At 56.6% G+C, this 24,969-nt stretch carries 24 protein-coding genes and 1 tRNA gene; 19 read left to right on the top strand and 6 right to left on the bottom strand.

Annotated elements, in window-relative coordinates; genetic code table 11:
- Positions 1 to 1,644 carry a signal recognition particle-docking protein FtsY gene (gene ftsY / locus KJI95_RS11875; protein WP_214507421.1) on the bottom strand — a complete coding sequence of 548 codons (1,644 nt, stop codon included), beginning with the start codon at positions 1,642 to 1,644 and terminating at the stop codon, positions 1 to 3.
- Between the two features lie 176 nt (positions 1,645 to 1,820).
- Here ftsY and rsmD point away from each other — a divergent pair, with 176 nt between their 5' ends.
- Positions 1,821 to 2,513: a 16S rRNA (guanine(966)-N(2))-methyltransferase RsmD gene (gene rsmD / locus KJI95_RS11870; protein WP_214507420.1), complete on the top strand. Its 693-nt coding sequence runs from the start codon at positions 1,821 to 1,823 to the stop codon at positions 2,511 to 2,513.
- Entirely contained in the window at positions 2,510 to 2,803 is a 294-nt protein-coding gene (locus tag KJI95_RS11865; RefSeq protein ID WP_214507419.1) for a DUF1145 domain-containing protein, read from the top strand. The genes rsmD and KJI95_RS11865 overlap by 4 nt, the downstream gene beginning before the upstream one ends.
- A 115-nt stretch (positions 2,804 to 2,918) precedes the next feature.
- On the opposite strand, the gene KJI95_RS11860 is transcribed toward KJI95_RS11865, so the two are convergent.
- Positions 2,919 to 3,482: a NapC/NirT family cytochrome c gene (locus KJI95_RS11860; RefSeq protein WP_214507418.1), complete on the bottom strand. Its 564-nt coding sequence runs from the start codon at positions 3,480 to 3,482 to the stop codon at positions 2,919 to 2,921.
- A gap of 333 nt (positions 3,483 to 3,815) precedes the next feature.
- Between KJI95_RS11860 and KJI95_RS11855 the strand changes: the two genes are divergently transcribed.
- The 8 genes from KJI95_RS11855 to KJI95_RS11820 all read left to right on the top strand — a co-directional run bounded on the left by KJI95_RS11855 (position 3,816) and on the right by KJI95_RS11820 (position 12,170).
- Positions 3,816 to 4,265 carry a hypothetical protein gene (locus KJI95_RS11855; RefSeq protein ID WP_214507417.1) on the top strand — a complete coding sequence of 150 codons (450 nt, stop codon included), beginning with the start codon at positions 3,816 to 3,818 and terminating at the stop codon, positions 4,263 to 4,265.
- Between the two features lie 111 nt (positions 4,266 to 4,376).
- Positions 4,377 to 4,805, top strand: a complete 429-nt coding sequence (locus tag KJI95_RS11850; protein ID WP_214507416.1) for a DUF2057 family protein — start codon at positions 4,377 to 4,379, stop codon at positions 4,803 to 4,805.
- A gap of 105 nt (positions 4,806 to 4,910) precedes the next feature.
- A complete protein-coding gene (locus KJI95_RS11845) occupies positions 4,911 to 5,315 on the top strand; it encodes a hypothetical protein (RefSeq protein WP_250885793.1) in 405 nt (134 codons plus the stop codon).
- Positions 5,316 to 5,410: 95 nt separating this feature from the next.
- The gene (locus KJI95_RS11840; protein ID WP_214507414.1) at positions 5,411 to 5,758 is read left to right on the top strand and encodes a heavy metal-binding domain-containing protein; all 348 of its coding nucleotides are present in this window, start codon (positions 5,411 to 5,413) and stop codon (positions 5,756 to 5,758) included.
- Between the two features lie 27 nt (positions 5,759 to 5,785).
- A complete protein-coding gene (locus KJI95_RS11835; RefSeq protein ID WP_214507413.1) occupies positions 5,786 to 7,393 on the top strand; it encodes an efflux RND transporter periplasmic adaptor subunit in 1,608 nt (535 codons plus the stop codon).
- Between the two features lie 10 nt (positions 7,394 to 7,403).
- Positions 7,404 to 10,547 (top strand): efflux RND transporter permease subunit, encoded by a 3,144-nt coding sequence (locus KJI95_RS11830; protein WP_214507412.1) that lies wholly within the window; start codon positions 7,404 to 7,406, stop codon positions 10,545 to 10,547.
- Positions 10,548 to 10,665: 118 nt separating this feature from the next.
- A complete protein-coding gene (locus KJI95_RS11825) occupies positions 10,666 to 11,634 on the top strand; it encodes a ribonuclease T2 family protein (protein WP_214507411.1) in 969 nt (322 codons plus the stop codon).
- Between the two features lie 110 nt (positions 11,635 to 11,744).
- Positions 11,745 to 12,170 (top strand): globin family protein, encoded by a 426-nt coding sequence (locus KJI95_RS11820; RefSeq protein ID WP_214507410.1) that lies wholly within the window; start codon positions 11,745 to 11,747, stop codon positions 12,168 to 12,170.
- 81 nt (positions 12,171 to 12,251) lie between these two features.
- Here KJI95_RS11820 and KJI95_RS11815 read toward each other — a convergent pair.
- From KJI95_RS11815 to plsB, 3 genes are all read right to left on the bottom strand, one after another.
- Positions 12,252 to 12,325: transfer RNA gene (locus KJI95_RS11815), tRNA-Gly, on the bottom strand.
- A 77-nt stretch (positions 12,326 to 12,402) separates the two neighbouring features.
- Positions 12,403 to 13,659, bottom strand: coding sequence for a tryptophan permease (gene mtr / locus KJI95_RS11810; protein ID WP_214507409.1), 1,257 nt, complete (start codon positions 13,657 to 13,659; stop codon positions 12,403 to 12,405).
- Positions 13,659 to 16,082 (bottom strand): glycerol-3-phosphate 1-O-acyltransferase PlsB, encoded by a 2,424-nt coding sequence (plsB, locus tag KJI95_RS11805; protein WP_214507408.1) that lies wholly within the window; start codon positions 16,080 to 16,082, stop codon positions 13,659 to 13,661. Before plsB ends, mtr begins: the two co-directional genes overlap by 1 nt.
- A gap of 152 nt (positions 16,083 to 16,234) precedes the next feature.
- Between plsB and lexA the strand changes: the two genes are divergently transcribed.
- The 6 genes from lexA (at position 16,235) to KJI95_RS11775 (ending at position 22,437) form a co-directional block, all read left to right on the top strand.
- On the top strand, positions 16,235 to 16,858 hold the full coding sequence (lexA, locus tag KJI95_RS11800) for a transcriptional repressor LexA (RefSeq protein ID WP_214507407.1): 624 nt from the start codon (positions 16,235 to 16,237) through the stop codon (positions 16,856 to 16,858).
- Positions 16,855 to 17,358 carry a cell division inhibitor SulA gene (locus tag KJI95_RS11795; protein WP_214507406.1) on the top strand — a complete coding sequence of 168 codons (504 nt, stop codon included), beginning with the start codon at positions 16,855 to 16,857 and terminating at the stop codon, positions 17,356 to 17,358. Before lexA ends, KJI95_RS11795 begins: the two co-directional genes overlap by 4 nt.
- Positions 17,359 to 17,787: 429 nt before the next feature.
- Positions 17,788 to 19,392, top strand: coding sequence for a cytochrome c oxidase subunit II (gene coxB, locus KJI95_RS11790; RefSeq protein WP_214507405.1), 1,605 nt, complete (start codon positions 17,788 to 17,790; stop codon positions 19,390 to 19,392).
- 10 nt (positions 19,393 to 19,402) lie between these two features.
- On the top strand, positions 19,403 to 20,998 hold the full coding sequence (gene ctaD / locus KJI95_RS11785) for a cytochrome c oxidase subunit I (protein WP_214507404.1): 1,596 nt from the start codon (positions 19,403 to 19,405) through the stop codon (positions 20,996 to 20,998).
- Entirely contained in the window at positions 20,999 to 21,565 is a 567-nt protein-coding gene (locus KJI95_RS11780) for a cytochrome c oxidase assembly protein (protein ID WP_214507403.1), read from the top strand.
- Complete coding sequence (locus KJI95_RS11775) at positions 21,562 to 22,437, top strand: cytochrome c oxidase subunit 3 (RefSeq protein ID WP_214507402.1); 876 nt, start codon at positions 21,562 to 21,564, stop codon at positions 22,435 to 22,437. Before KJI95_RS11780 ends, KJI95_RS11775 begins: the two co-directional genes overlap by 4 nt.
- Before the next feature lies 1 nt (position 22,438).
- On the opposite strand, the gene KJI95_RS11770 is transcribed toward KJI95_RS11775, so the two are convergent.
- Complete coding sequence (locus tag KJI95_RS11770; RefSeq protein ID WP_214507401.1) at positions 22,439 to 22,654, bottom strand: DUF2909 domain-containing protein; 216 nt, start codon at positions 22,652 to 22,654, stop codon at positions 22,439 to 22,441.
- Here KJI95_RS11770 and KJI95_RS11765 point away from each other — a divergent pair.
- The 3 genes from KJI95_RS11765 to KJI95_RS11755 are packed head-to-tail and all read left to right on the top strand — an operon-like array spanning position 22,653 to position 24,963.
- The gene (locus KJI95_RS11765; RefSeq protein ID WP_214507400.1) at positions 22,653 to 23,384 is read left to right on the top strand and encodes an SURF1 family protein; all 732 of its coding nucleotides are present in this window, start codon (positions 22,653 to 22,655) and stop codon (positions 23,382 to 23,384) included. The two genes, KJI95_RS11770 and KJI95_RS11765, sit on opposite strands and share 2 nt — an antisense overlap.
- Positions 23,385 to 23,431: 47 nt before the next feature.
- On the top strand, positions 23,432 to 23,980 hold the full coding sequence (locus tag KJI95_RS11760) for a hypothetical protein (protein WP_214507399.1): 549 nt from the start codon (positions 23,432 to 23,434) through the stop codon (positions 23,978 to 23,980).
- A complete protein-coding gene (locus KJI95_RS11755) occupies positions 23,980 to 24,963 on the top strand; it encodes a COX15/CtaA family protein (RefSeq protein ID WP_214507398.1) in 984 nt (327 codons plus the stop codon). The genes KJI95_RS11760 and KJI95_RS11755 overlap by 1 nt, the downstream gene beginning before the upstream one ends.
- Positions 24,964 to 24,969: the final 6 nt, after the last annotated feature.

Genomic DNA, 24,969 nt, shown 5'->3' with positions numbered 1-24,969 from the left:
TTAATTGTCCGCCTTCTCCTGACTGAACAGGGCATCGATAAAGTCGCGGGAATTAAACACCCGCAGGTCGTCGATCTGCTCGCCAACACCTATGTATCGGATAGGAATACCAAATTTATCGGCAATGGCAAAGATAACCCCGCCCTTGGCGGTGCCATCAAGCTTGGTAATGGAGATACCGGTAACGCCCACGGCCTCCTGGAACAGCTTGGCCTGACTGATGGCATTCTGGCCTGTGCTGGCATCCAGAGTCAGCATCACTTCGTGGGGGGCGCTCTCGTCGAGCTTCTTCATGACCCGCACCACTTTTTTCAGCTCTTCCATCAGATGGTTTTTGTTCTGCAGACGACCGGCGGTGTCGCAAATCAGCACATCTATGCCCTTGGCCTTGGCCGATTGCAGCGCATCGAACAGCACCGAAGCACTGTCGGCGCCGGTATGCTGCGCCACCACGGGAATGTTGTTGCGCTGGCCCCACACCTGCAGCTGCTCAACCGCTGCGGCGCGGAAGGTATCACCGGCGGCCAGCATCACGCTCTTGCCCTGGCTTTGATACTGCTTGGCGAGCTTACCGATAGTGGTGGTCTTGCCCACGCCGTTTACGCCCACCATCAAGATGACATAAGGACCGGCGGCATTTTCCGGCACCAGCGGCACGCTGACAGGCTCGAGGGTGCGGTGCATTTCATCCCGCAGCAGTTCGTACAGGGCCTCGGCGTCTTTGAGCTGTCGGCGGCTGGCGTGCTCGGTCAGGCTCTTGATGAGCTTTGAAGTGGTCTCAACGCCCACATCGGCGATCAGCAGCTGCTCTTCAAGCTCGTCAAACAGCTCATCATCAATCTTTTTACCTCGGAACAGGCCGATAAAGCCGCTGCCGATGTTTTCGCTGGTGCGCAGCAAACCGCGCTTGAGGCGGGCAAAGAAGCCCTCCTTCACCGGCTTGGCCTGAGGCTCAGGCTGTACTTCGGCTTGTTCGGCAGCAGCATCTTCACGAGCGGCTTCTTCACGAGCCACCTCGGCTGCACGGGCGGCGTCCGCTGCTTCGGCGACAAGGCGCTCAGCTTCAAGGCGAGCAGCTTCCTGCTCAGCTGCAATACGCTGAGCTTCAACATGTTCCGCTTCGATACGCTCTGCTTCGAGACGAGCGGCCCGCTCAGCGGCAATACGTTCGGCTTCGATGCGCTCTGCGTCAAGACGGGCAGCTTCTTGCTCAGCGGCAAGGCGCTCAGCTTCGATTTGTTCTGCTTCAACTCGGGCTGCTTCAACTCGGGCGGCTTCGGCGCGGGCGGCATCGGCTTGCTCTAAAGCCAAAGCTTCGGCAGCGGCACGCTCTGCTTCGAGACGAGCGACTTCAAGACGAGTAGCTTCCTGCTCTGCGGCAATACGCTCGGCTTCCAGGCGGGCGGCCTGCTCGGCAGCAACTCGTTCTGCCTCAAGACGCTCGGCCTCAAGACGTTCTGCCTCGAGACGGGCGGCTTCCGCTTCTGCTGCTTCTGCCGCTTTAATGGCTTCTGCTTCGGCCGCTTCTGCTGCCTGACGTTCTGCCAGCGCTTTTTCGGCTAGAGCGCGCTCTGCCTCGGCCTGCTGTGCGGCCGCATCATCCTTGTCCCTGCGGAACCAGGAGAAAAAACCTTTCTTTGACATCTGTGGTACCGGTGTGTGGTGGCGCGGGGGCCCTTTGCGAAGCCGTTGGCTTCATCGGTCATTCCGGGCCTGCCTCGAAGGTATCCCTGGGGATACGCTTTACGTTAAAATGACGGCCTTTTACGGGGTGGCCTAGTCTACCACTTTCTTTCTTCGGGCAAAATGACGGGGACTCAATGAGCAGAAATCATTCATCTGCCGGACGCAGCGCTGCAGCCAAGTCCAAAACATCGGCCGCCATGGGCTCGGGTCAGGTGCGGATCATCGGCGGCCAGTGGCGCTCGCGCAAGCTGCCAATCAAGGATCTTGAGGGCCTGAGGCCGACCACCGACCGGGTGCGGGAAACCCTGTTCAACTGGATTGCATCCGACCTGCCCCGGGCGCGGGTGCTCGACTGCTTTGGTGGCAGCGGCGCGCTGGCGCTGGAAGCCTTGTCGCGCTATGCCGCCTTCGCCAAAATTTTTGAGCTGCAGCGGGATGCCGCCAACCAGCTCAAGGCCAATCTTGCCACCCTCAAGTGCGACTCGGCCGAGGTCATCAACGGCGATACCCTGTCGCTGCTGGCCGCTGGCTGCGATGAAGGCTTTGATATCGTGTTTATCGACCCGCCGTTTCGTAAAGACCTGGCGCCCCAAACCCTGGCGCTGCTCACGGCCCACAACTGGCTCAAGCCAGACGCGCTGGTTTATCTTGAGACCGAAGCCGAACTCGCCGCCCTGCCGCTGCCGGCGGGTTTTGATGAGCTTAAACATAAGCTTGCAGGCCAGGTGTGCTACCGCCTGCTGCAATATGTTGGCAGCACAGTTGATGGCACCGACGCTTCAAACAACGAAGCCTCAAACAACGATCAGGGAGAACCGGCACAATGAAATGGATGATTCTGGCGGGAAAACTTATCACCCTCGGCGCCTGGGCCATGATGGGCTACAACCTGATATCACCTCTGGGCGGCGACATCGGCACTCTGCTGACTATTCTGTTTGCCATCACAGTACTGATGCACCTGATGCAGCTTGGGGTGTTTCATCTGCTGTTCAAAAAACTGATGCCGCTTAACGGCCGCGATTACCTGAATGTGTTTGCCTTTGGTGTGTTTGCGCTGCTCGAATACCGCGCCAAAGCCATGGCCCATTATGCCGCCGAAGCACGCCGCCCCTGAGCGGCAATAATGGATAGGCTGACATACATTCACTGAAAACAAAAAGTCACTGAAAACAAAAATCACTGAAAACAAAAAGCCCCGCATCGCGGGGCTTTTGACTGCTCAGGCCTTATCAGCTCTTCGGATAAGGGTGGGCTACGCCCTTGTGGCAGTCGATACAGGTCTTGCGCTCGGCAGGATCTTTCTTGAAGTTGTTGCTGTGCATGCGCACCGCCATCTTGCTCATGTTCTCAGACTGGTTCTCGTAAATACGATTGTGACAGTTCTGACAGGTTGAGGAGTCGATGGCACGCAGGTAATCACGGGCCAGATCGGCCTGCTCTTTACGGTTAGCCTCGAGCCATTCCTGAGTGTTGAAGCCATCGATGGTCAGGAAGCCGATAACGTCCTTGGATACGATGATTTTCTTCTTCAGGTAAGCAAAAGGTTCCTGGGCGATGTGACACTGCTGACACTGCACAACAATACCGTTTTTGTTGTTGCCGTGGGCAGATTCCAACACTTCAGTTTTCAGTGAATGGTTGCTGTGACAGGTCATACAGAACTCGTCTGTACTTGTCATATGCAAGGTGGTTTGAGTCGCAAAGTAACCCACTACGCCCACTACAATACCTACCAGTAACAAGGCAAATATTGAGTATTTTGCGCTGGGTTTGAATAGTGCACGCCAGTTCATCACTCTATCTCCAAATTCGGGTTATTTTTTTAGTAGGCCCATAGTAGGGTAATTTTGGCGCTGGAAATTTGATGCCACACGGGATTTTTGAGCGTCGCCCCAAGTTTTGTACGGGATTGGGATCAAGCTCTGATTTTGCCCACCAAATATTCTCTGCACCTGCGTTCCAACATCTGAAGCTAAAGTAATAATAGGCGGCTGGCAAGGAAAGCTCTGTGCGTTACGCCACAAAATTTGCTTTAGAATCAATAAAAAGTCGCAGAACAATTCGAAGTGAGGAACTTTTTAAGCCAAACGCAGGTCTACTCTGGTGTCAACCATTTGGAGCATGACATGGGTTCAGGAAAGCCGTCTCTGGCGCTGAAGTTGTTGCTAAAGCTAACGCTGATAGTCTCGTTGCTGGCACAAGCTCTGCTGCCGGCCGGATTGTTCGCAGCGCCGCTTCCGGCTACCCAGCAGCTTGCGACAGCGCCTGAAATGCAGGCTATGCAAATCCAATCCGGCAAGGCGCAAATTCACGCTGGCACGGCAGAGCTGCGAGATTCGAGCGCCGACATGCACCCCATGACCGACACAAACGCCTGCGCCGCCCATTGCAACAAGATGGGCGAAGACACAGACGACGGCTCCTGCGTAAAACACTGCGCCAGCGCAAGCTCGCTGCCCACTGCCGCACCTTTGCTGCAAGCGCAAAATCTTAGCGACAATGCCATTGCCACGGCGCCATGGAGCGTTCGCTCGTTCACCCCGCAGTTACAGTCACCCCCTCCTGATTTCAGCTAAGTACAAGTCGCACCAGACAATTTGTCTTTCTGACATTTTGTTTGTCTCGCTTTAATTGCCTTACTTAGCCTGAAAACGGGCGCAGCCCTTGTGCGCCCAAGGAGAATTACCATGAAAACATCAATCCAAACCCTGCTGATTGCCGCATCACTGTCACTGTTTGCCATAGGCTTTGCCGAGGCGGCGCAGCTCAAACTGCCTTCCAACATGACAGTCGCCGCCGTTGATGGCAGCAAGCCGCAAACCGGCTCGCCCGAGCTCGCACCAGGAGAACATTTGCTGGAGCTTAAGTTTGCCGACTATTACGCAGTCAATGCCGAAGACTCAGGCCAGTGGCTGCGCTCAGGTCCGCTTTATGTGCAGCTCACCGTAGGCGATGAGCAGGCGCTCAGCATCAAGCTGCCGCCGGTAAAGACCATTGAGCAGGGACGAAGCTTCCTCAAACGGCCCGAAGTGACCTTAAGCCGCGACGGTAAAGAGTCCACCACCACCCTGATGGACCATGCCGCGCTGATGGCCTGGATGGCGAAATCCCACTGACGAGCCCAGCAGCCCGACGCAGCTGTGTTGGCATTATTGTGAATTGAGTCAACACACTGCGTACGGGATATGTTAAACTCGGTCTGTCCATGGTTTGAGGTACTTATGTCCAACCTGCTTAAAAAGCCACTGCTGGTGCTGTTCACCTTGCTTGCCCTTGTGGGTCAGGCACTGGTGTCCAATGGCCATGCTATGGTGATGCAGGACGACATGGCTTCGATGATGGACAGTTCCGCGATGGCCTGCCACGGCGAAATGGCCGCGCAAAGCCACTGCTGCGAAGACGGGAGTATGTCTATGCTTCCCGACCAAGACAGCCCCTCCTGTTGTAATGGCGGTGGTTTTTGTGCAGGAGATTGCTCTCACTGCCTGACCATCTCTGTCAGTGTCAGCCTGCCCATCGCGGCACACTGGCCTGTGTCTTTCATTCCCGAAGCGGCGCAGGCCCTGCCTTTACCTCATTTCCACTCTATTGCGCCCTCTGCCGCCTTCAAGCCGCCCAAGGCCTGAACGCTCACACTAGATTTACGCAATTAATTCAGCTTTTTTGAATATAAGGCCAACCTCAGTGCAGCTGCATTGTGTGGCCCGAGTGGAGTATCCATATGAAAACAATTTTTGGCCTGTTTTTGGCCGCCCTGTTGTCTGTCACCCTGTCTGTCAGCGTTTTTGCTGCGCAAACCCACGAGCACCACGCGAGCGCCGAGGCGCAAAGCGCCAGTCACGCCTGCCCTATGCATCCTGATGTCACGGGAGCCGCTGGCGATACTTGCCCCACGTGCGGTATGGATCTCGAAGCCAAAGCCTCCCACAACTGCCCTATGCACCCTGAAGTAACAGGAAATGCAGGGGATTCATGCCCCAAGTGTGGTATGGATCTGGAAGCGGCTGCGACCACGGGTGAGCATTGCGCTAACTGTCCGAAAAAACCGGCTAAGCACGCCCATCATTAATCGGCACGGGTGGAAATGAGGTTAATCATGACTTACAAACACAACAAAGCCGCTGTCGTATTGCTGGGCACCAGCCTGGCCTTCGGTCCGGCATTGCCAGCGCTGGTACAGGCGAGCGAGCAAGCGAGCGAAGCAACCAAAGCCGCAAGCCAGCACGAGCTTTATCACTGCCCCATGCACCCCGAAGTGGAAAGCCATGAGCCCGGCCGCTGTCCCAAGTGCAAAATGTTTCTGGTACCGGGCGCCGGTGCCTCCGCCAGCGCATCCGCAAGCGGCGCGCAGCTGACCGCGAGCAGCGCCAAAACCTATACCTGCCCCATGCATCCCGAAGTGGAAAGCCATGAGCCGGGTCGCTGCCCCAAGTGCAAAATGTTCCTCGTAGAAAAAGAAGAGGAAGAAGAAGTCACGGCCAGCGCCGAAGCCGGTGAAGATCACAGCGCCCATCAGGGCAATGCGGCGGCAAAAGCAGTGCTTGATAAACCCAAGGCATCGCCAGCAGAAGCAAACCCCATGGACGGCGCCAAGGTGCGCTACGTTTGCCCGATGCACGCCCACATCATCAGCGACACCCCCGGCAGCTGCCCAATCTGCGGCATGGATCTGGAAAAAGTCGAGATGGGCAACAGCCAGAAGGTCGAAGTGGATGTGTCCGGCGATATGCAGCAGGCACTGGCGCTGCGGGTTGCCAAGGCCGAAACCGGCACCCTGTGGCAACATGTGCGCACCGTCGGCCAGGTTGGCTACGATGAAAGCAACCTTATCCACGTGCATGCCCGGGTGAACGGCTGGATTGAAAAGCTGCAGATTAAATCCATCGGCGACAAGGTCACCAAGGGGCAGCTGCTGTATGAAATCTATTCCCCTGAGCTGGTCAACGCCCAGGACGACTTTTTGCTGGCCCAGGACACCCTGAAAAAGTCCGGCGACAGTGAGCGTTACAAAGAGCTGGTACGCAAGGCCGGCCTGCGGCTTGAGCTGCTTGGCATGGATCAGGCGCAGGTGCGCGAGCTTGCCAAAACCCGCCAGACCCAATATCGCGTGCCCTTCTACGCCCGCGACAACGGCGTAGTCACAGCGCTCAGCGTGCGTGACGGCATGTATATCCAGCCGATGACCGAAGTGATTGAGCTTGCCGATCTCAGCAAAGTCTGGGTGATTGCCGATGTGTTCGAGAATGAGCAAAGCTGGCTGAAAGTCGGGCAAAGCGCCAAGGTGTCGGTCCCGGCGATGGAGATAAGCGGCCTTGAAGGCACCATTGACTACATCTACCCCGAGCTCGACCCTGTGACCCGCAGCCTGCGGGTGCGGATTGTACTGCCCAACACCGGCAAGACGCTGCGCCCCAACACACTGGCACAAATCGAACTCTTCGGCGGCCCGAAACACGACTTGCTGGTTATCCCGCAGGAAGCCCTTATTCAAACCGGTAAAGACAACCGCGTGATCGTCAAAACCGCCGATAACCGCTTTGAAGCCCGTGAAGTCAGCGTGGGCATGATGGCCCAGGGCAAGGCGGAAATCCGCTCGGGCCTGATGGCCGGCGAGCTGGTAGTAACCTCAGGCCAGTTCCTGCTCGACTCAGAAGCCAGCCTCAAGGGCAGTTTGATGCGCCTTGGCAGCGGTCATCAGCACTAGGAGACCGACCATGCTGGAATATTTGATTAAATCGTCGATACGACAGCGCTTTATGGTGCTGGTTGTGTCACTGATGATAACGGTGTGGGGTATTGCCGAAATCCGCAAAACGCCACTGGACGCATTGCCGGATCTGTCAGACGTGCAGGTGATTATCCAGACCAGCTACCCGGGGCAGGCGCCCAAGCTGGTTGAAGAGCAGGTCACCTATCCGCTGTCCACCGCCATGTTGTCTGTGCCCGGCGCCAAAACCGTGCGTGGTTACTCCATGTTCGGCGATTCCTACGTGTACGTGATTTTTGAAGACGGCACCGACATCTACTGGGCCCGCTCGCGGGTGCTGGAGTATTTGAGTCAGGTGCGCAGCCGCCTGCCGGCCAACGTTGAGCCGTCCCTCGGCCCCGATGCCTCCGGCGTGGGCTGGGTGTACGAGTACGCGCTGGTCGACCGCAGCGGCAGCCTCGATTTGTCGCAGCTGAAAAGTCTTCAGGACTGGTATCTCAAGCTCGAACTGCAAAGCGTCGAAGGGGTCTCGGAAGTTGCCACTGTTGGCGGCATGGAGCAGACCTACCAAATCGTGCTTGAGCCGGACAAACTCGCCATTTACAAGCTTGATATTGCCTCGGTGGCCGACGCCATCAGCAAGGCCAATAACGAGGTTGGCGGCAGCGTGGTCGAAATGGCCGAAGCCGAATACATGGTGCGCGCCAAGGGCTATCGCCAGACCCTGGATGACTTCCGTGCCATTCCCCTTGGCATCACCACCAGCGCCGGTACACCGCTGCTGCTCAAAGACGTTGCCACCGTCCGCAAGGGCCCCGAGGCTCGCCGCGGCATTGCCGAGCTTGATGGCGAAGGCGAAGTGGTTGGCGGCATTATCGTGATGCGCTACGGCGAAAACGCCCTCGCCACCATTGAGGCAGTCAAGGCCAAGCTCGAACAGCTCAAATCCGGTTTACCGGACGGCGTCGAAGTAGTCACCACCTACGACCGCTCGCAGCTGATTGAAAGCTCGGTGAATAACCTCACCAAAAAGGTGATGGAAGAGATGTTTGTGGTGGGTCTGGTGTGTTTGCTGTTTTTGCTGCACGCCCGCTCAACCTTAGTGGCAATTTTCACCCTACCGCTGTCGATTCTGGTGTCTTTTATCATCATGAATCACATGGGCATCAACGCCAACATCATGAGCCTTGGCGGCATCGCCATTGCGCTTGGTGCCGTGGTGGATGGCGCCATTGTAATGATTGAAAACCTGCACAAGCATCTGGAACATTTCCGCGCCGAGCATGGCCGCGACCCAAGCGTAAAAGAGCATTGGAATGTGGTGACCGAGGCCTCAATTGAAGTGGGTCCGGCACTGTTTTTCTCGCTGCTTATCATTACCTTGAGCTTTATTCCTGTGTTTGCTCTCGAAGCGCAGGAAGGTCGGCTGTTTGCGCCGCTTGCCTACACCAAGACCTTTGCCATGGGCGCAGCGGCGATTCTGGCCATTACTCTGGTGCCTGTGCTGATGGGCTACTTTATTCGCGGTAAAATTCCGTCGGAAGAGAGTAATCCGGTCAGCAGGGTATTGATTGCCCTGTATAAACCCGTGCTGCGGCTGGTGCTCGATTATCCCAAGATGACGGTGCTGATTGCGGTGCTGGCCGCCGCCAGCGTCTGGTATCCCGCAAGCCGCATGGGCAGCGAGTTTATGCCAGAGCTTGAAGAAGGCGACCTGCTGTACATGCCAACCGCCCTGCCCGGCATCAGCGCTGGTAAGGCCGCCGAGGTACTGCAGCAAACCGACCGATTAATCAAAACCGTGCCGGAAGTAGCGCGGGTATTTGGCAAAATCGGCCGCGCCGAAACGGCAACAGATCCTGCGCCGCTCACCATGCTGGAAACCACCATTATGCTCAAACCCCGAGCCGAGTGGCGCGAAGGCATGACGCTTGAGGGCATCATAGAGCAGCTGCAGCAAACCGTGCGGGTGCCGGGGCTGACCAACGCCTGGGTGCAGCCGATCAAGACCCGTATCGACATGCTGTCCACCGGGATCAAAACGCCTATCGGGGTCAAAATCACCGGCGCCGATGTTAACGAGCTTCAGGCGATTGGCGCCCAGGTGGAAGCGATTCTGTCCAAGGTGCCACACACCAAATCCGCCTACGCCGAACGGGTTGGCGGCGGCCGCTACATCGACATCACCCCCAAGCTGGAAGTAGCCTCCCGCTATGGCATGACGCTTTCCGATATCCAGAGCGTGGTTAGCTACGCTATCGGCGGCATGAATATAGGTGAGTCGGTACAGGGCTCGGAACGCTACCCCATCAACCTGCGCTACCCAAGGGAGCTGCGCGACAGCCTGCAAAAACTCAAAGAGCTACCGGTGGTGACCAAAAACGGCAACTACCTGCCGCTGGGTAACCTCGCCGATATCGAAATCAGCGACGGCCCGCCTATGCTGCTCAGCGAAAACGGTCGCCTGATCTCCTGGGTGTTTATCGACATGAAAGGCACCTCTATCGGCCAATACATCGATGTTGCCAAGGCCGCACTGGAGGCCGAGCTTAAGCTGCCGCCAAGGTACAGCTACAGCTTTGCCGGTCAATACGAGTACATGCAGCGGGTGGATGCCAAGCTCAAGCAGGTGGTGCCCATGACGCTGGCGGTTATCTTTGTGCTGCTGGTGCTGGCATTTGGCTCGGGTAAACAGGCCACCATGATCATGTTCAGCCTGCCATTTGCGCTGGTTGGCAGCGCCTGGCTGCTGTACTGGCTCGATTACAACATTTCAGTTGCCGTGGCCGTGGGTATGATTGCACTCGCAGGGGTTGCCGCCGAGTTTGGCGTGGTGATGCTGGTGTACCTCAATAACGCCATCAAACATCGCAAAGACAAAGGCTTGTACAACTCAGAGCAGGATTTGCGTGAAGCCCTGATTGAAGGCGCCGCCATGCGCATTCGCCCTAAAGCCATGACGGTGGCGACCATCTTCTTTGGTCTGCTGCCGATTATGTGGGGCGCAGGCTCAGGCAACGAGGTCATGCAAAAGATTGCCGCGCCCATGGTGGGCGGCATGGTGACAGCACCGCTGCTGTCGCTGTTTGTGTTGCCTGCGCTGTATCTGCTTGTTTACCGTAAAGATGTCGGTAAAGAGGCCGAAGTTTAATACCTAAGTCTAGTTATTGATCAGAACGGCTTCCCCGCAGGGGGAAGCCTGTTACACTGACCCGATTCCGCCACTCGATGTATCAAAAAGATATGTTTCGAAAAAGGATATTTCGAAAATGAAGTCGTTTATGCCGCTCGCATTCCTGCTGTCGCTGTTCGCAGCGCAGGTATCGGCCGATAGCTTTACCGCCACCCACAGCTGCCCGCTGTATCAATCCAAAAACAAACTCACCAACCCCGGCGAGATGATGTCCGTGCCCGGCACCGAATATGAAGTGCTGGAAATGCAGGGGCGCGCCACTCGCCCGGAATGGGTGCGGGTTAAAACCGCAGCACTGAGCTCCCCCGAGCGCTGGCTTGCCGGCCGCTGCGGCACATTGCAGCAGCAAAACACCGGCAGCGACAGCGGCCGATGTGACGTCGCAGGCGAACAGGACGGCCACGTCCTTGCGCTGAGCTGGCAAGGTGCATTTTGCGAACTGTACGGCAAGGGCAAGCGGGAGTGCGATGCGCTTAATCGCAGCCGCAATGACGAACGCTGGCTTAACCTGACCCTGCACGGCCTTTGGCCCAACAAAAAAAGCTGCGGAACCGAATACGGCTTTTGCGGCGCGGTAAAACAAAAAGCCAAAGGCTTTTGTAATTACCCGGACGTTCCCTTTGGCGCCGACGCCAAGGCACGCCTTGCCGAGGTGATGCCCTCGGCCGATTTCAACTCCTGCCTTGAGCGCCATCAGTGGTGGAAACACGGCAGCTGCCAGACCCTCGATGCCAATGCTTACTTTATTGAGGCCGCCAGACTGACGGAGCTGGTCAACCAAAGCAAAATGGCACAGGCGCTCAAAGACAGCAGCGGCAAGATGCAGTCCACCGCCAACCTAAGGCAGCTCTTCACCGCGGAGTTTGGCAAACACAGCGGCAAGCGCGTGAGCTTTCACTGCAGCCGTGGTCTGCTGACCGAAATTCGCCTGAGTCTGCCGGCGACACTGGATAGTTCGATTCAAATCAAGCACCTGATGGCACGGGACGGCGCAGAACTGCGCGACAGCTGTCCGGCCAGCTTTCTGGTAGACGCGCCGGGCTAAAGGCGCCTAAAACAAACGCCTGCCGCACAAGCGGCGGGTGTATTTCCATCCGTTTGCTTTTGGCATTTTTTGACTATGCTTAATAAAACCAAAAACGGATTGGACCCGATATGTCTCTGACTCCCCAGCAAATTAGCCTTATCCGCCGCTCGTTTGACATGGTTCACCCCATCGCCGAGGACGCGGCAGCACTGTTTTATCGCAACCTGTTTGAAATTGACCCGTCGCTGCGGCCGCTGTTCAAAACCGATTTAAAAAGTCAGGGCCGCAAACTCATGGCCATGCTCGACGCCGCCGTGAAAGGGCTTGAGCAGCCGGATAAACTGGTGCCTGTACTGGAAGACCTGGCCAGACGCCATATCAACTATGGCGTGAAAACCAGTCACTTTTCCCCGGTGGGCAATGCGCTGCTGTATACCCTGGCTGAGGGGCTGGGTGACAAGTTTACCGCCGAGACCAAAAACGCCTGGATAGCTGTGCTGCACCTGGTGGCAGATGTAATGAAAGCAGAGATGAAGAGGCACGGCTGCCCATAAGGATAAGGGCGGGCTTAACGCAGAATTGAAGCGAGTTTGAGGCGGAGTTGAAGTGGGTTTGAGGCGACATTGACGCGAAAATGGAGCGGGTGAAGGGAATCGAACCCTCGTATGCAGCTTGGGAAGCTGCCGTTCTACCATTGAACTACACCCGCACTATACCTCCAGCACGCGAAGGATATAAATTACTGAATATCCTATCCTTGTCAAGCGATGAGGCGCCTGATGCGCCTCATTTGAACACAGGTAACAAATCGGCCATCGCCAGCAGATGACAAGTGGCGGTCAAGAGCCCGAATCCTATCACCAGATAAATCACTCCATTGCCACCCGGCACCACATAACCCTGATACTCGGTCTCACGGCGCCTGAGTTTAAGCGCCATCCAGCCGGGCACCAGCAGGGTCCACACGGTTGCCGCCAGCGCCGCAAAGCCAATCGCAATCAGGAAGCCATCGGGGAACAGCAGCCCAAGCACTGTGGGCGGCAAAAAGGTCACCGCAGCGGTTTTGAGTCTGCCCTTGGCATCGTCAGCGAAACCAAATAAATCCGCAAGATAATCAAACAGACCCAGAGTAACGCCCAAAAATGAGGAGGCCACCGCCAGATTGGCAAACAGAGTCAGCATCTTGCCAAGCCAGTCGCTCGACATTACCTGTGACAGCGCCGACACCAGCACCCCCATGTTGCCGCCCTGAGCTATGATGTCGCTGAACTGGCTGCGGGGCAGATTGCCCATGGCCGCCAGCAGCCAACAAACGTAAATCACCAGCGCGATAAAGGTGCCGGTAAAAATGGCCCGGATAATCACCCGAGGCTGCTTACCGTAATACTTCACCAGCGATGGCACATTGCCATGATAGCCAAAGCTCGCCAGGCCGAAGGGAATGGCCGCCCACAGGTAAGGCGCAAAACTCTGCTCGCCATCGGGCACAAACAGCTTAACTGAATCCACACCAAGCAGCAGGTTACCAACCGCAAGAAAGAAGGTGATCACCATGCCGCCAAGCATGATGGTGGTGATGCGATCCACAGCGCGGGTACTGATCATCACCACAGCAGCAAGCACGGCTGCAAACACCAGCCCGGCAGCGCTCTGGGGCAGACTGATGCCGAGGGCGCTCAGGCTGTGATTGACGATAGAGCCGCCGCCGCTGATGTAGGCGTAGGTCAGGATATAGAGCACAAAGGCAATAGATAAGCCATTGACGATACGGCCAAAACGCCCAAGTGTTTCCCGCGTCAGGGTGTCGAAACTGGCACCCGGCGCAAAGCGCAGGTTGGTTTCAAGCAGCAAAAGCCCCGAGAGCAACATGCACAGCCAAATGCCCGCCATCAGCACCAAAGACCAGCCAAACCACATCCCCGCGCCCACCACGGGCAGCGAAAACATGCCTGCACCCACGGTGGTACCGGCAATGATCATCGCGCCGCCAAGCAGCGACGGCGAGCGTGCCGGCCGCGGTGCGCCGTTCATGTGGTTGGTCATCAGTCCTGATGCTCCTTGGTCACGGTATCAATAATGGTTTGCCGTACCGAGCCTCTGAGCAGGCCGTTAACATGGTCACGGATTTTACGGGCTTTGGCGCCATCGGCCTTGTCTGACAGGTAGCCCAGCTCCTTGAGTTTGCTCGACAGCAGCGCGTACAGCTTTTTGTCGTAAAACTCAGGTGCCGTCACGCCATGAACCGCGCCGAGGCGGCTCGCCAGACGATGGCTGTGATGCTCAAGGTCGGCGCGCTCCATATCAGGATCTTCCGCCAACAGGTTGAATATCACCGCATAACGCTTAAGGGTTTCGGCCACCACACCGGAAAGCAGCAGCATCTGGTTAATGCGCTCATCCACCAGTTTAAGGCGGCCATCATCCTGGATAAGTCCTTCAGCAATAAAGGCATTGACCAGCGAATCCACATACAGCGGCAAGTCCTGAATGCCCATAAACAGCTCGGCTTTCAAAAGCGGATAACACTCGGCTACCAGTTCCTGCAGCGCCTCGCGGCTGATTTCGTCGTGACGCACCATGATGGTGGCAATCAGCGACGGAATGATGAACATGTGGATGATATTGTTGCGATAATAGGTTACCGAGGTAGTCTGGCTCTCCTCGATGGAGATGATTTCACCCAGCCCATCATGGCTTTTAACCAGCTTCTTAAGCTCAAGCCCGCGCTCAACCAGATCTTTACCTGTTCCCTCGGTCACAGAAGCATAATGGGTGTAAGGCACTGACTTAAGCAGGTGCAGATACAGATCAATCTGACGCTCAAGTTCGCCGCGCTCCAGCGCATTTTGCTCAGAGGCCAGCAGTACCATGCTCGACAGGGTCACCGAACTGGCTGCGGCGGCATTGTTGATGCGTGTCATCACCCGGGTCGCGAGGGCGTTAACCACAGGGGTAAGCCAGCTTGGCTTTTGCTCAGGATCGCCGCTCACCTGCTCGCGCCAGTCAGGCACTTTTTCAGTGAGGAAGTTTTGCAGCGTGATAGGTTCGCCAAAGTTCACGTAGCCACGGCCAAAGTTGCCAAGCTTACGGATGGCACCAAACACCTGCCATACGGATTCTTTCTCTTTTTTCTTACCCGACAGCTCTTTATGGTAAGTCGCCACTTCCATTACATGGTCATAACCCAGATACACGGGCACCAGGGTCACGGGGCGCTCGATACCGCGGATCACCGAAGACAGGGTCATCGCCAGCATACCGGTTTTGGGTGCCAGCAGGCGGCCGGTACGTGAGCGACCACCTTCGGTGAAATACTCCACGGAATAGCCTTTGGCAAACAGCTGGTCGAGATACTCACGAAACACAGCAGTATAAAGCTTGTTACCGTTGAAGCTGCGGCGGATGAAAAACGCGCCGCCACGGCGGAACATGGGGCCGGCTGGCCAGAAGTTCAGGTTAATACCGGCAGCAATGTGTGGCGGCACCATGCCTTCGTAATAAAGGATGTAAGACAGCAGCAGGTAATCCATGTGCGAGCGATGGCACGGCACATACACGATTTCGTGGCCATCGTGGTGCAGCTGACGAATTTGCTCGGCACCCTTGATGCTGATGCCTTTATAAAGCTTGTTCCACAGCCAGGTAAGGAAACGCTCAGCGATACGCACCAGGCTGTCGGAGTAATCGGCCGCGATTTCATCCAGATACTCGATGGCGGTTTCACGGGCCTTTTCTTCCGAGATCTTTTTACTTGCCGCTTCTTCGGCGATGGCCTTTTTCAGGTTGTCGGACTTGAGCAGCGCATGGAACATCGCCTGCCGGTTTGGCAACACAGGCCCGGTCATTACCTTACGCTGACGGCGGAAATGCACCCGCGCCACACGCGCCAGTTTATGGGCGATGCTCTTGTCGGTGCCATGTTCATCGGCCATGTGTCTGAGCGACACAGCGCGGGAAAACTGCACAAAATTGTGACGCCCCAAAAACAGAATCATCAGACACTTGCGAAGCCAGGTAGGATCTTCACGCTCCAGCACCGCCGCGCGCATAGTGTCGTCTTCTTTACCCGGAGTACGCCCCCAGTAAAGGCTGACCGGCACCAGCTGAATATCCAGCTCAGCCTGCTGACGATGCAGGGTCAACAGCTGCTGAAAGGTTTGCAGGAAGGGCTCGTTACCCTCGCGCTTGCCGAACATCGGCTTGCGACCTTCGAGGCAAACGACACGTGGCATAGTGTTGCCGTTAACCACCAGCGAATCATAAGGGCTTGGCAGACCAAGCTTGCCAACGCATTCGTGCAGCGCGGCGATATCACTGACTGACTCGGTTTTCATTACATAAACCAAGGGTCTGGCGGGATCGAGGTTAAGGTCGGCAAAAGGATTCTGCGGCACCACAATAGTGTGCACCAGCTGCTTCTGGATCCATCGCAGTGACCTGGACCAAATTGAGTCGTGTGCTGACATGCTGTTTTTCGAGACCTGGCTTCAAATCAATAGCGCAATAGAATATCAGACAGCCATATCCCTTAGCCAATAATCTAAAAAATGGTTAATACTTGCGCTGCCACAAATACTGTATATACTAACAGTTACTGTATGGAAAAACAGGAATGCCCATGAGACCGCTTACGCCTCGCCAGGCCGAGATCCTGGATCTGATCAAACGCAATATCGCCGAAACCGGCATGCCGCCGACCCGGGCTGAAATTGCCACCCGTCTTGGCTTCAAGAGCGCCAACGCTGCCGAAGAACATTTGAAAGCGCTGGCTAAAAAAGGCTGTATCGAGATCATGCCCGGCACTTCCCGTGGCATACGTCTGGCCGGTGACGAACTGGAAGACCAGGCCGATGCCGGTCTGCCGCTGATTGGTCAGGTTGCCGCCGGCGAACCGATTCTGGCTCAGGAACATGTAGAGCAATACTACCAGGTCGATGCCAATATGTTCCGCCCACAGGCCGATTTTCTGCTGCGGGTACGCGGCGACAGTATGAAAGACATAGGCATTCTCGACGGCGACCTGCTGGCGGTGCACAAAATGGATCAGGCCCGTAACGGCCAGGTTGTTGTGGCACGCGTAGAAGACGATGTCACGGTCAAACGATTCGAGAAAAAGGGCAACGTGGTGTATCTGCATGCAGAAAACCAGGATTTTGCCCCTATCAAAGTAGATTTAAGCCATCAAAGCCTCACAATCGAGGGTTTGGCAGTAGGCGTTATCCGTAACGGAGGCTGGTTATGAACAAGCTCATCGGAAATGCTCCCCGCCATCCGGGGCTGTGGACCGAAAACGCCGCCGGCAAGGCAGCCGCGACTCAGGTGTTGACCCAATCCACCTGCTCAAAAGGGCGTGACGAACTGACAAAGCTGGCGCCAGAGCTGGCACGCCTGAGCCTGGAAGGCCGCTGGATTGTGCTTATCAGCCCACCCAATATCGGCCTTAAGGCCATGCTGGCCCAAGCCGGTGTGCGTATGGACCGGGTGCTTCTGGTACATGCCAAAGACGAAGTTGAGACCCTGTGGGCCATGGAGCAGGCACTGACCAACGGCACCTCCAGCGCAGTATTGTGCTGGACCAGCACCCTGGATATGCGCGACAAACGTCGCCTCGAACTGGTAGCTCGCAATGCCGTTGCCCTCGGGGTGATTTTCGAAAATGTAAATGCTCACTCACTTTGTGGCCATTTCAATGCCAGAGCCCACTACCCGGGCGCCTTTCGCGCAGGTTCGCACATCCACTGATTTTTGCTCATCCCCTTTGGCCCCGGTTTCGGGGCTTTTTTCTGTCAGCCTTTCGGTCTTTTCCCATTCAATCTTTCAGACTTTTTTCAATAAATCTTTCAGATAATTAGAAAAGAAAGTGATCTTGATCAATATTTAATCTGCAAGTAATGTAGTTCAGGCTAACAACGATTCGTTTGTTATATCTGGACGATTACGTCGTCGCATTACCAATACCGTGCGCCGGTAATGCGGATTTGACCGATATATTCAGCAGTAGGTGCAAGCGTGGTTATGAGAGCTGTAACAACCTAATCAACAAGCAAACCGCCGCCGCACTTTGAAGTCATCGTTGCTTTTTGTGGGAACTGAAGAGTTTGCATAGAGCAGAGACTTACTGTGTGACTCTTCTTTGTAGTTGCTTGATGCAATTGACAGAGGAGATGTCTTGTGAAGCAATGGCTGTATTGTCTTGCGGCTGCCTTTTTGGCACCGCCCATCGTCGCGGCTGACATGCCGCTCAATATGACGCAAGGCGTAACGGAAATCAGTGGCAAGGTCTACGGCCTGCACATGACCATCCTTTACATCTGCTGCGCCATCGGCGTGGTGGTTTTTGGCGCCATGATTTACGCCATGATAAACCACCGCAAATCCAAAGGGGCTGTCGCCGCCCAATTCCATGAAAGTACCAAGGTCGAAATTGCCTGGACCTTGCTGCCCTTTCTCATCCTGGTGGGGATGGCCATTCCGGCCACTCAAACCCTGATAGCCATGGAAGACCCATCCAATGCCGAGCTGACCATTAAAGTCACTGGCTCGCAGTGGAAGTGGCGCTATGACTATTTCGATCACGACTTTGGCTATTACAGCATCCTTGCTACGCCCCGGGCACAGATTGAAGGCGCTGAAGCCAAGGGCGAGCACTACCTGCTGGAGGTCGATAAACCGCTGGTGCTGCCGACCAATCGCAAGGTGCGTTTTTTAATGACCTCGGATGATGTCATTCACTCTTGGTGGGTGCCGGCGTTTGCGGTGAAAAAGGATGCCAACCCGGGCTTTATCAACGAAGCCTGGACGCGCATTGACGAGCCCGGCATTTACCGCGGCCAATGCGCCGAGCTTTGCGGCAAAGACCATGGCTTTATGCCAATTGTGGTGCAGGTACTGCCAGAGGCCGAATTTGACGCCTGGGTTGCCGACCAGAAAGAGCAAGCCAGTCAGCAAGCGGCCGCCGCCAAGGCCGCCCTTAGCCAAACCCTGTCTAAGGATGAGCTGATGGCTCAGGGCGAAAAGGTCTATATCGCTGCCTGCGCTGCCTGTCACCAGCCAAACGGTGCCGGTTTGCCGGGCGTGTTCCCGGCACTTAAAGGCAGCGCGATTGCCACCGGCCCAATTGCCAGTCACCTTGAGATTGTGATTAACGGCAAAGCAGGTACCGCGATGCAAGCCTTTGGCAAACAGCTGTCGGCACAGGATATTGCCGCCGTGGTGACCTACGAGCGCAACGCCTGGGATAACAATACCGGCGATGTGGTGCAGGCGAGTGATGTGAACGACCACAGTAATGGCGGCGCGACGTCCTCCACCCAAGGGGCTGTCACTCCAGCCCCAGAAACAATAGCCACAGAAGCAACTGCTACAGCAACACCTGCCACAGAAACGCCAGCTGCTTCCGGCGAGCCTCAGGCGAGCGCCCCTGCAGCCGCCAGTGCAGGCGCTGACTCTGCGAGCAACGAGCCCATGTCAATGGACGCGCTGATGGCTCGGGGTGAGCAGGTGTACATGACTGCCTGCGTTGCCTGCCACCAGCCAAATGGTGCAGGACTGCCGGGAGCCTTCCCCGCCCTAAAAGGCAGTGCCATCGCCACCGGGCCTGTCGCCAACCACCTTGAAATTGTGCTTCACGGCAAGGCGGGAACGGCAATGCAGGCCTTTGTCGGTCAGCTTTCTGCGGCGGATATTGCCGCCGTGGTGACCTATGAGCGCAACGCCTGGGATAACAACACCGGCGACATGGTACAGGCCGCCGACGTTAACAATCATGGCAAGTAGGGGAAAGACAATGACGACCACAACCCACGATACCCATCACGATGCCCATGATGACCATCACCACGGCCCTGCCAAAGGCATCATGCGCTGGGTGCTGACCACCAACCACAAAGACATAGGCACCCTGTATTTGTGGTTCAGCTTCATCATGTTTCTTATCGGCGGCGCCATGGCCATGGTCATCCGCGCCGAGTTGTTCCAGCCGGGTCTGCAACTGGTTGAACCCAACTTTTTCAACCAGATGACCACTGTTCATGGCCTGGTCATGGTGTTCGGCGCCGTGATGCCAGCCTTCACCGGGCTCGCCAACTGGCTGATCCCCATGATGATTGGCGCGCCGGATATGGCGCTGCCACGGATGAACAACTGGAGCTTCTGGATTTTGCCCTTTGCCTTCCTCATTCTGCTCAGCTCGCTGTTTATGGAAGGCGGCGCACCCAACTTTGGCTGGACTTTCTACGCCCCGCTGTCGACCACCTACAGCCCCGACAGCACAGCGCTGTTCGTGTTTTCGGTGCACATCATGGGGATGAGCTCCATCATGGGCGCTATCAACGTGATAGTGACCATAGTCAACCTGCGGGCGCCGGGCATGACCTGGATGAAACTGCCGCTGTTCGTCTGGACCTGGCTTATCACTGCCTTCCTGCTGATTGCGGTAATGCCTGTGCTGGCGGGCACTGTGACCATGGTGCTCACCGACAAGTACTTCGGCACCAGCTTCTTTGATGCGGCCGGTGGCGGCGATCCTGTGATGTTCCAGCATATTTTCTGGTTCTTCGGTCACCCCGAGGTGTACATCATGATCCTGCCATCGTTCGGGATCATCTCAGCCATAGTACCGGCCTTTGCCCGCAAGCCCCTGTTTGGTTATGCCTCCATGGTGTACGCCACCGCCAGTATCGCAATTCTGTCGTTCCTGGTGTGGGCGCACCACATGTTCACTACCGGTATGCCGGTATTTGCCGAGCTGTTTTTCATGTACTGCACCATGCTGATTGCGGTGCCGACCGGCGTGAAGGTGTTTAACTGGGTTGCCACCATGTGGCGCGGCTCCATGACCTTTGAAACCCCGATGTTGTTTGCGGTGGCCTTTATTATTCTGTTCACCATAGGCGGTTTTTCAGGGCTGATGCTGGCGATTACCCCGGTGGATTTCCAGTATCACGACACCTACTTCGTGGTGGCTCACTTCCACTATGTGCTGGTGACCGGCGCGATTTTCTCGATTATGGGCGCGGCCTACTATTGGCTGCCAAAGTGGACCGGCCACATGTACGACGAGAAACTCGGCAAGCTGCATTTCTGGTGCTCGGTGATTTCGGTCAACGTGCTGTTTTTCCCCATGCACTTTCTGGGGCTGGCGGGCATGCCTCGGCGCATTCCCGATTACGCGGTGCAGTTTGCCGACGTTAATCAGATAGTCTCCATCGGCGGCTTTGCTTTTGGGTTGTCGCAGCTGATTTTCCTTGCTGTGGTCATCAAGTGCATCCGCGGCGGCGCCAAGGCACCGGCCAAACCCTGGGAAGGCGCCGAGGGGCTTGAGTGGACGCTGCCAAGCCCGGCGCCATACCACTCGTTCACCACACCGCCCGAGGTGAAGTAAATGGCTGCGCCCGGCGTGTCTCATCGCAAGCTGATAATCGGCCTTGGCCTTGGCTGCGTGGCCATGTTCGGCTTTGGCTTTGCCTTGGTGCCCTTGTATGACGTGCTGTGCGAGAAACTTGGCATCAATGGCAAGACCCGCTCAGAGGCGGCGAGCTACAGCAAGGTCGAAGTGGATGAGGCCCGCACCGTGGAAGTGGAATTTATCGCCCAGGTGCAGCCGGGTATGCCGTGGGAATTTGGCCCTGTGGTGAAACGCATGCAGGTGCATCCGGGGCAATTGGTTCGCACCGAGTTTCGCGCCACCAACCACTCAGCCAAGCGCATTGTCGGTCAGGCGATACCCTCGGTATCGCCAGGCCAAGGCGCCGCTTACTTCAACAAAACCGAGTGTTTTTGCTTTAACCAACAGGTACTGGCAGGTCAGGACAGCGCGTCGTTGCCGCTGATTTTCTTTGTCGATCCGGATTTGCCGGCATCCATCGGAACCCTGACCCTCTCTTACACCCTGTATGACATCACCGACAAGAGTCTGGGCGGTGCCATTCAGGCAGGAGCCGCAAAATGACAAGCAAACATCAAAATTACTACGTGCCAAGCCAGAGCGGCTGGCCAATCATGGGTGCCATCGGGTTGTTTTTGATTGCCTATGGCGCGGGCAACTTTGTCCATCAAATGAAATCCGGCGGCAGCGGCGCGGGCTACATTCTGCTCGCCGGTATTGCCGTTATTCTGTTTATGCTGGTTGGCTGGTTCAGAAACGTCATCGACGAGTCGATGTCGGGGCTGTATTCGAGCCAGATGGACCGCTCTTTCCGTCAGGGCATGAGCTGGTTCATCTTCTCCGAAGTGATGTTTTTTGCTGCCTTCTTCGGCGCTTTGTTTTACGCCCGCATGGTCGCCGTACCCTGGCTTGGCGGCGCCTCCAACAACGCCATGACCCACGAAGTGCTGTGGCCGACCTTTGAAGCCATCTGGCCACTGGAAACCACGCCGGACGGCACCAAGACCCAGGCAATGGGCTGGTACGGCTTGCCACTTATCAACACCATACTGCTGCTGACGTCCTCATTCACGCTGCACTTTGCCCACCTGGCGCTGGAAAAGGGCAATCGCGGCGCACTGAAACTGTGGCTGGGTGTCACCATCCTACTGGGGCTAAGTTTCCTTGGGCTGCAGGCAGAAGAATATATCCACGCCTATACCGAAATGGGGCTGACACTGGCGTCCGGCGTTTATGGCAACACCTTCTTTTTGCTGACAGGTTTTCACGGCCTGCATGTCACCCTCGGCTCTATCTTTCTGATAGTGCTGTTTTTCCGGGTGCTTAAGGGGCATTTCAGCATCGACAACCACTTCGCGTTTCAGGCCGGTAGCTGGTACTGGCACTTTGTAGACGTGGTCTGGCTGTGTCTGTTTGTGTTTGTGTACGTGCTGTAACTCAGTAAGGCCGGTGATGGGGCGTAATCCACCCCATCGCCAATGCAATCAAAAGCAGCAGCACCACCAGGGCGGATAGCGCAACCCGCCTGCCCAGATAACGGCTCATCGGGATCTGGCTGTCGCCCTTGACCATGATGTAAAGCGCTCTGCCGAGGTTGAACACGATGAAAAACAGCAGCAGAACCAGTACTGATTTGAACAGCAGGCTGACCATGGATGCTCCGGGTGTACGACCGACCTGGGTCGGCAAGTTGCTGATACTGTTCACTCTGGTGTTGTTTTGCGGGCTCGTCAAGTTGGGATTCTGGCAACTGTCGCGGGCCGATGAAAAGGCGGCTCTGCTTGCCGAGCAAGAGAGCCGGTTTCAGGCCACGCCGCTCAATATGGACAGCCTGATTAGCCGACCACTTGCCGAGGCTGAAGGCGCAAAGCTTGAAGTAACCGGCGAGTTGCTGAGCACGCCCACTGTGCTGCTCGATAACCAGGTGCTGGACGGCAAGGTGGGCTACCTCGCCTACCGGTTTATGCAGGTTCCGGGGTTTGAGGCGCTGCTGCCGGTGGAGCTTGGGTTTGTCGAAGCAGGCTCAGACAGGCGGGCGCTGCCGCGACTTGAAGCCACCACAGGAGAGCTGACGCTGCGTGGCCGGCTCTATCGGCGCTCGATAAACCCAATGTCGGCGGGGCTTAATCTTGAGCCCGGCGAGCCTGCACGGATACAGGCACTGGACATGCCTGCGCTGGCAAAGGCGATGAAGTTAACACTGCTCGACATCGGCCTTCAGCCTGACACCCTGGCCACGCCAGCCCTGCCAAGGCGCTGGATGCCGGTCAACATGTCGGTTGAAAAGCACCTTGGCTACGCCATCCAGTGGTTTTCGCTGGCGGCGGCACTTTTGATACTGATGTTGATTTATGGGATTAAAAACCGGCGCAGGCAAACCTGAGCGGCGCTGGTAACGCAAAAAATAACATAACCAAAGAGGAGCCAGTCATGAACTCTCCCACCGTAAACCGAAGTGCGCGCCCACTGCTACTGTTACTGGCAGCCTTTATTGTGCCTGTGCTGCTGGCCAAATTGGTGCTGAGCCAACATTGGTACCGCGAAGGCGCAACCAATCAGGGCACCCTGTTTGCTGAGGCCACCAGCTACCAAAGCCTGGGAATAGCCAATCCGCTGCCACAGCGCTGGCAAATCCTCTATCGCATGCCAAAAAGCTGCCATGCCGCCTGTCAGGAGCGGCTCTATATGTTAAAGCAGGCCCACACCGCCCTTGGTGCCGAGCAGGGAAGAGTCAGCCTGATGCTGATGCTAAGCCCGGACAGTGACCAGACGATGCTGACCGGCACCGACTTTACCACCGCGGCATTGCCAAACGCGCTGGCGGGGCTTTTGAATGAAGATGCGCTTATTCTCACCGACCCGATGGGCACCTTGGTGATGAGCTACCCCGGCGTCAGCGGCCGTGAGGCAAATCTTAGTCAGGGCAAGGCGCTGCTGGCCGACCTTCGCAAACTGCTCAAGCTGTCGAGGGTTGGCTGATGACACTGAATAACCTCTTGAAATTAACGCTGGTGTTTACCCTGATGGTTATCCTGATGGGCGCCTACACCCGCCTGTCGGACGCGGGGCTTGGCTGCCCGGACTGGCCCGGCTGCTACGGCCATCTTAAGGTGCCAAGCGCCGAGCACGAGCTTGCCAAAGTCGAGACCCACTTCCCCGGACACACGGTTGAGCCACAAAAAGCCTGGCTTGAAATGATCCACAGGTACATTGCCAGCACGCTCGGGCTGCTGGTCATTATCATCCTGATAAGCTGCCTTAAAAGCCGCGAAGCACCGCGTAAACTGCCGCTGTTCATCTTCGTGCTCATCTTGTTTCAGGGGGCGCTGGGGGCATGGACCGTGACCATGAAGCTGATGCCTGTGGTGGTGATGTCGCACCTGCTTGGCGGTTTTACCCTGCTGTCGCTGCTGACCTTGCTGTATTTGCGTACCAGCGGCTTTCGTATTCCCGGCGGCGATGGCGCCATGCGCGCCTACCGTGGCCTGGCGCTGCTTTGCCTGGGGGTACTGGTCGGGCAAATCCTGCTTGGCGGCTGGACCTCTTCAAACTACGCGGCGCTGGCCTGCACCGAATTGCCTTTTTGTGAAGGCGACTGGCACAGCAATCTGCGCCTCGCCGATGCCTTTTCGCCGTTTCAGGGCACCCATCCAAGCTTCGAATTCGGGGTGCTCGATTATCACGCCCGCATGACCATACATGTTGCCCACCGCGCCGGCGCCATGCTGACCGCGGTGGTGGTCGGCCTGTTGGCGTTTCGGCTGGTACGCAGCGCCCGCAGCCGGGAGCTGAAAAAGGCCGGCTGGGTATTGTGGCTGCTGCTGGCACTGCAAATCAGCCTCGGGATCTCGAATGTTGCCCTGGGCCTGCCGCTGGCCATTGCTGTGGCACACAACCTGGGGGCGGCGCTGCTGCTGGTTACCCTGGTGTTTATCAACTACGCCCTTTGGCGCAAGCTCTGACTCACA

Source organism: Shewanella jiangmenensis, assembly GCF_018596335.1.
GTDB lineage: Bacteria > Pseudomonadota > Gammaproteobacteria > Enterobacterales > Shewanellaceae > Shewanella > Shewanella jiangmenensis.
Note: the sequence above shows the minus strand (reverse complement) of the source record. Positions and strands in the feature narration are given on the sequence as shown.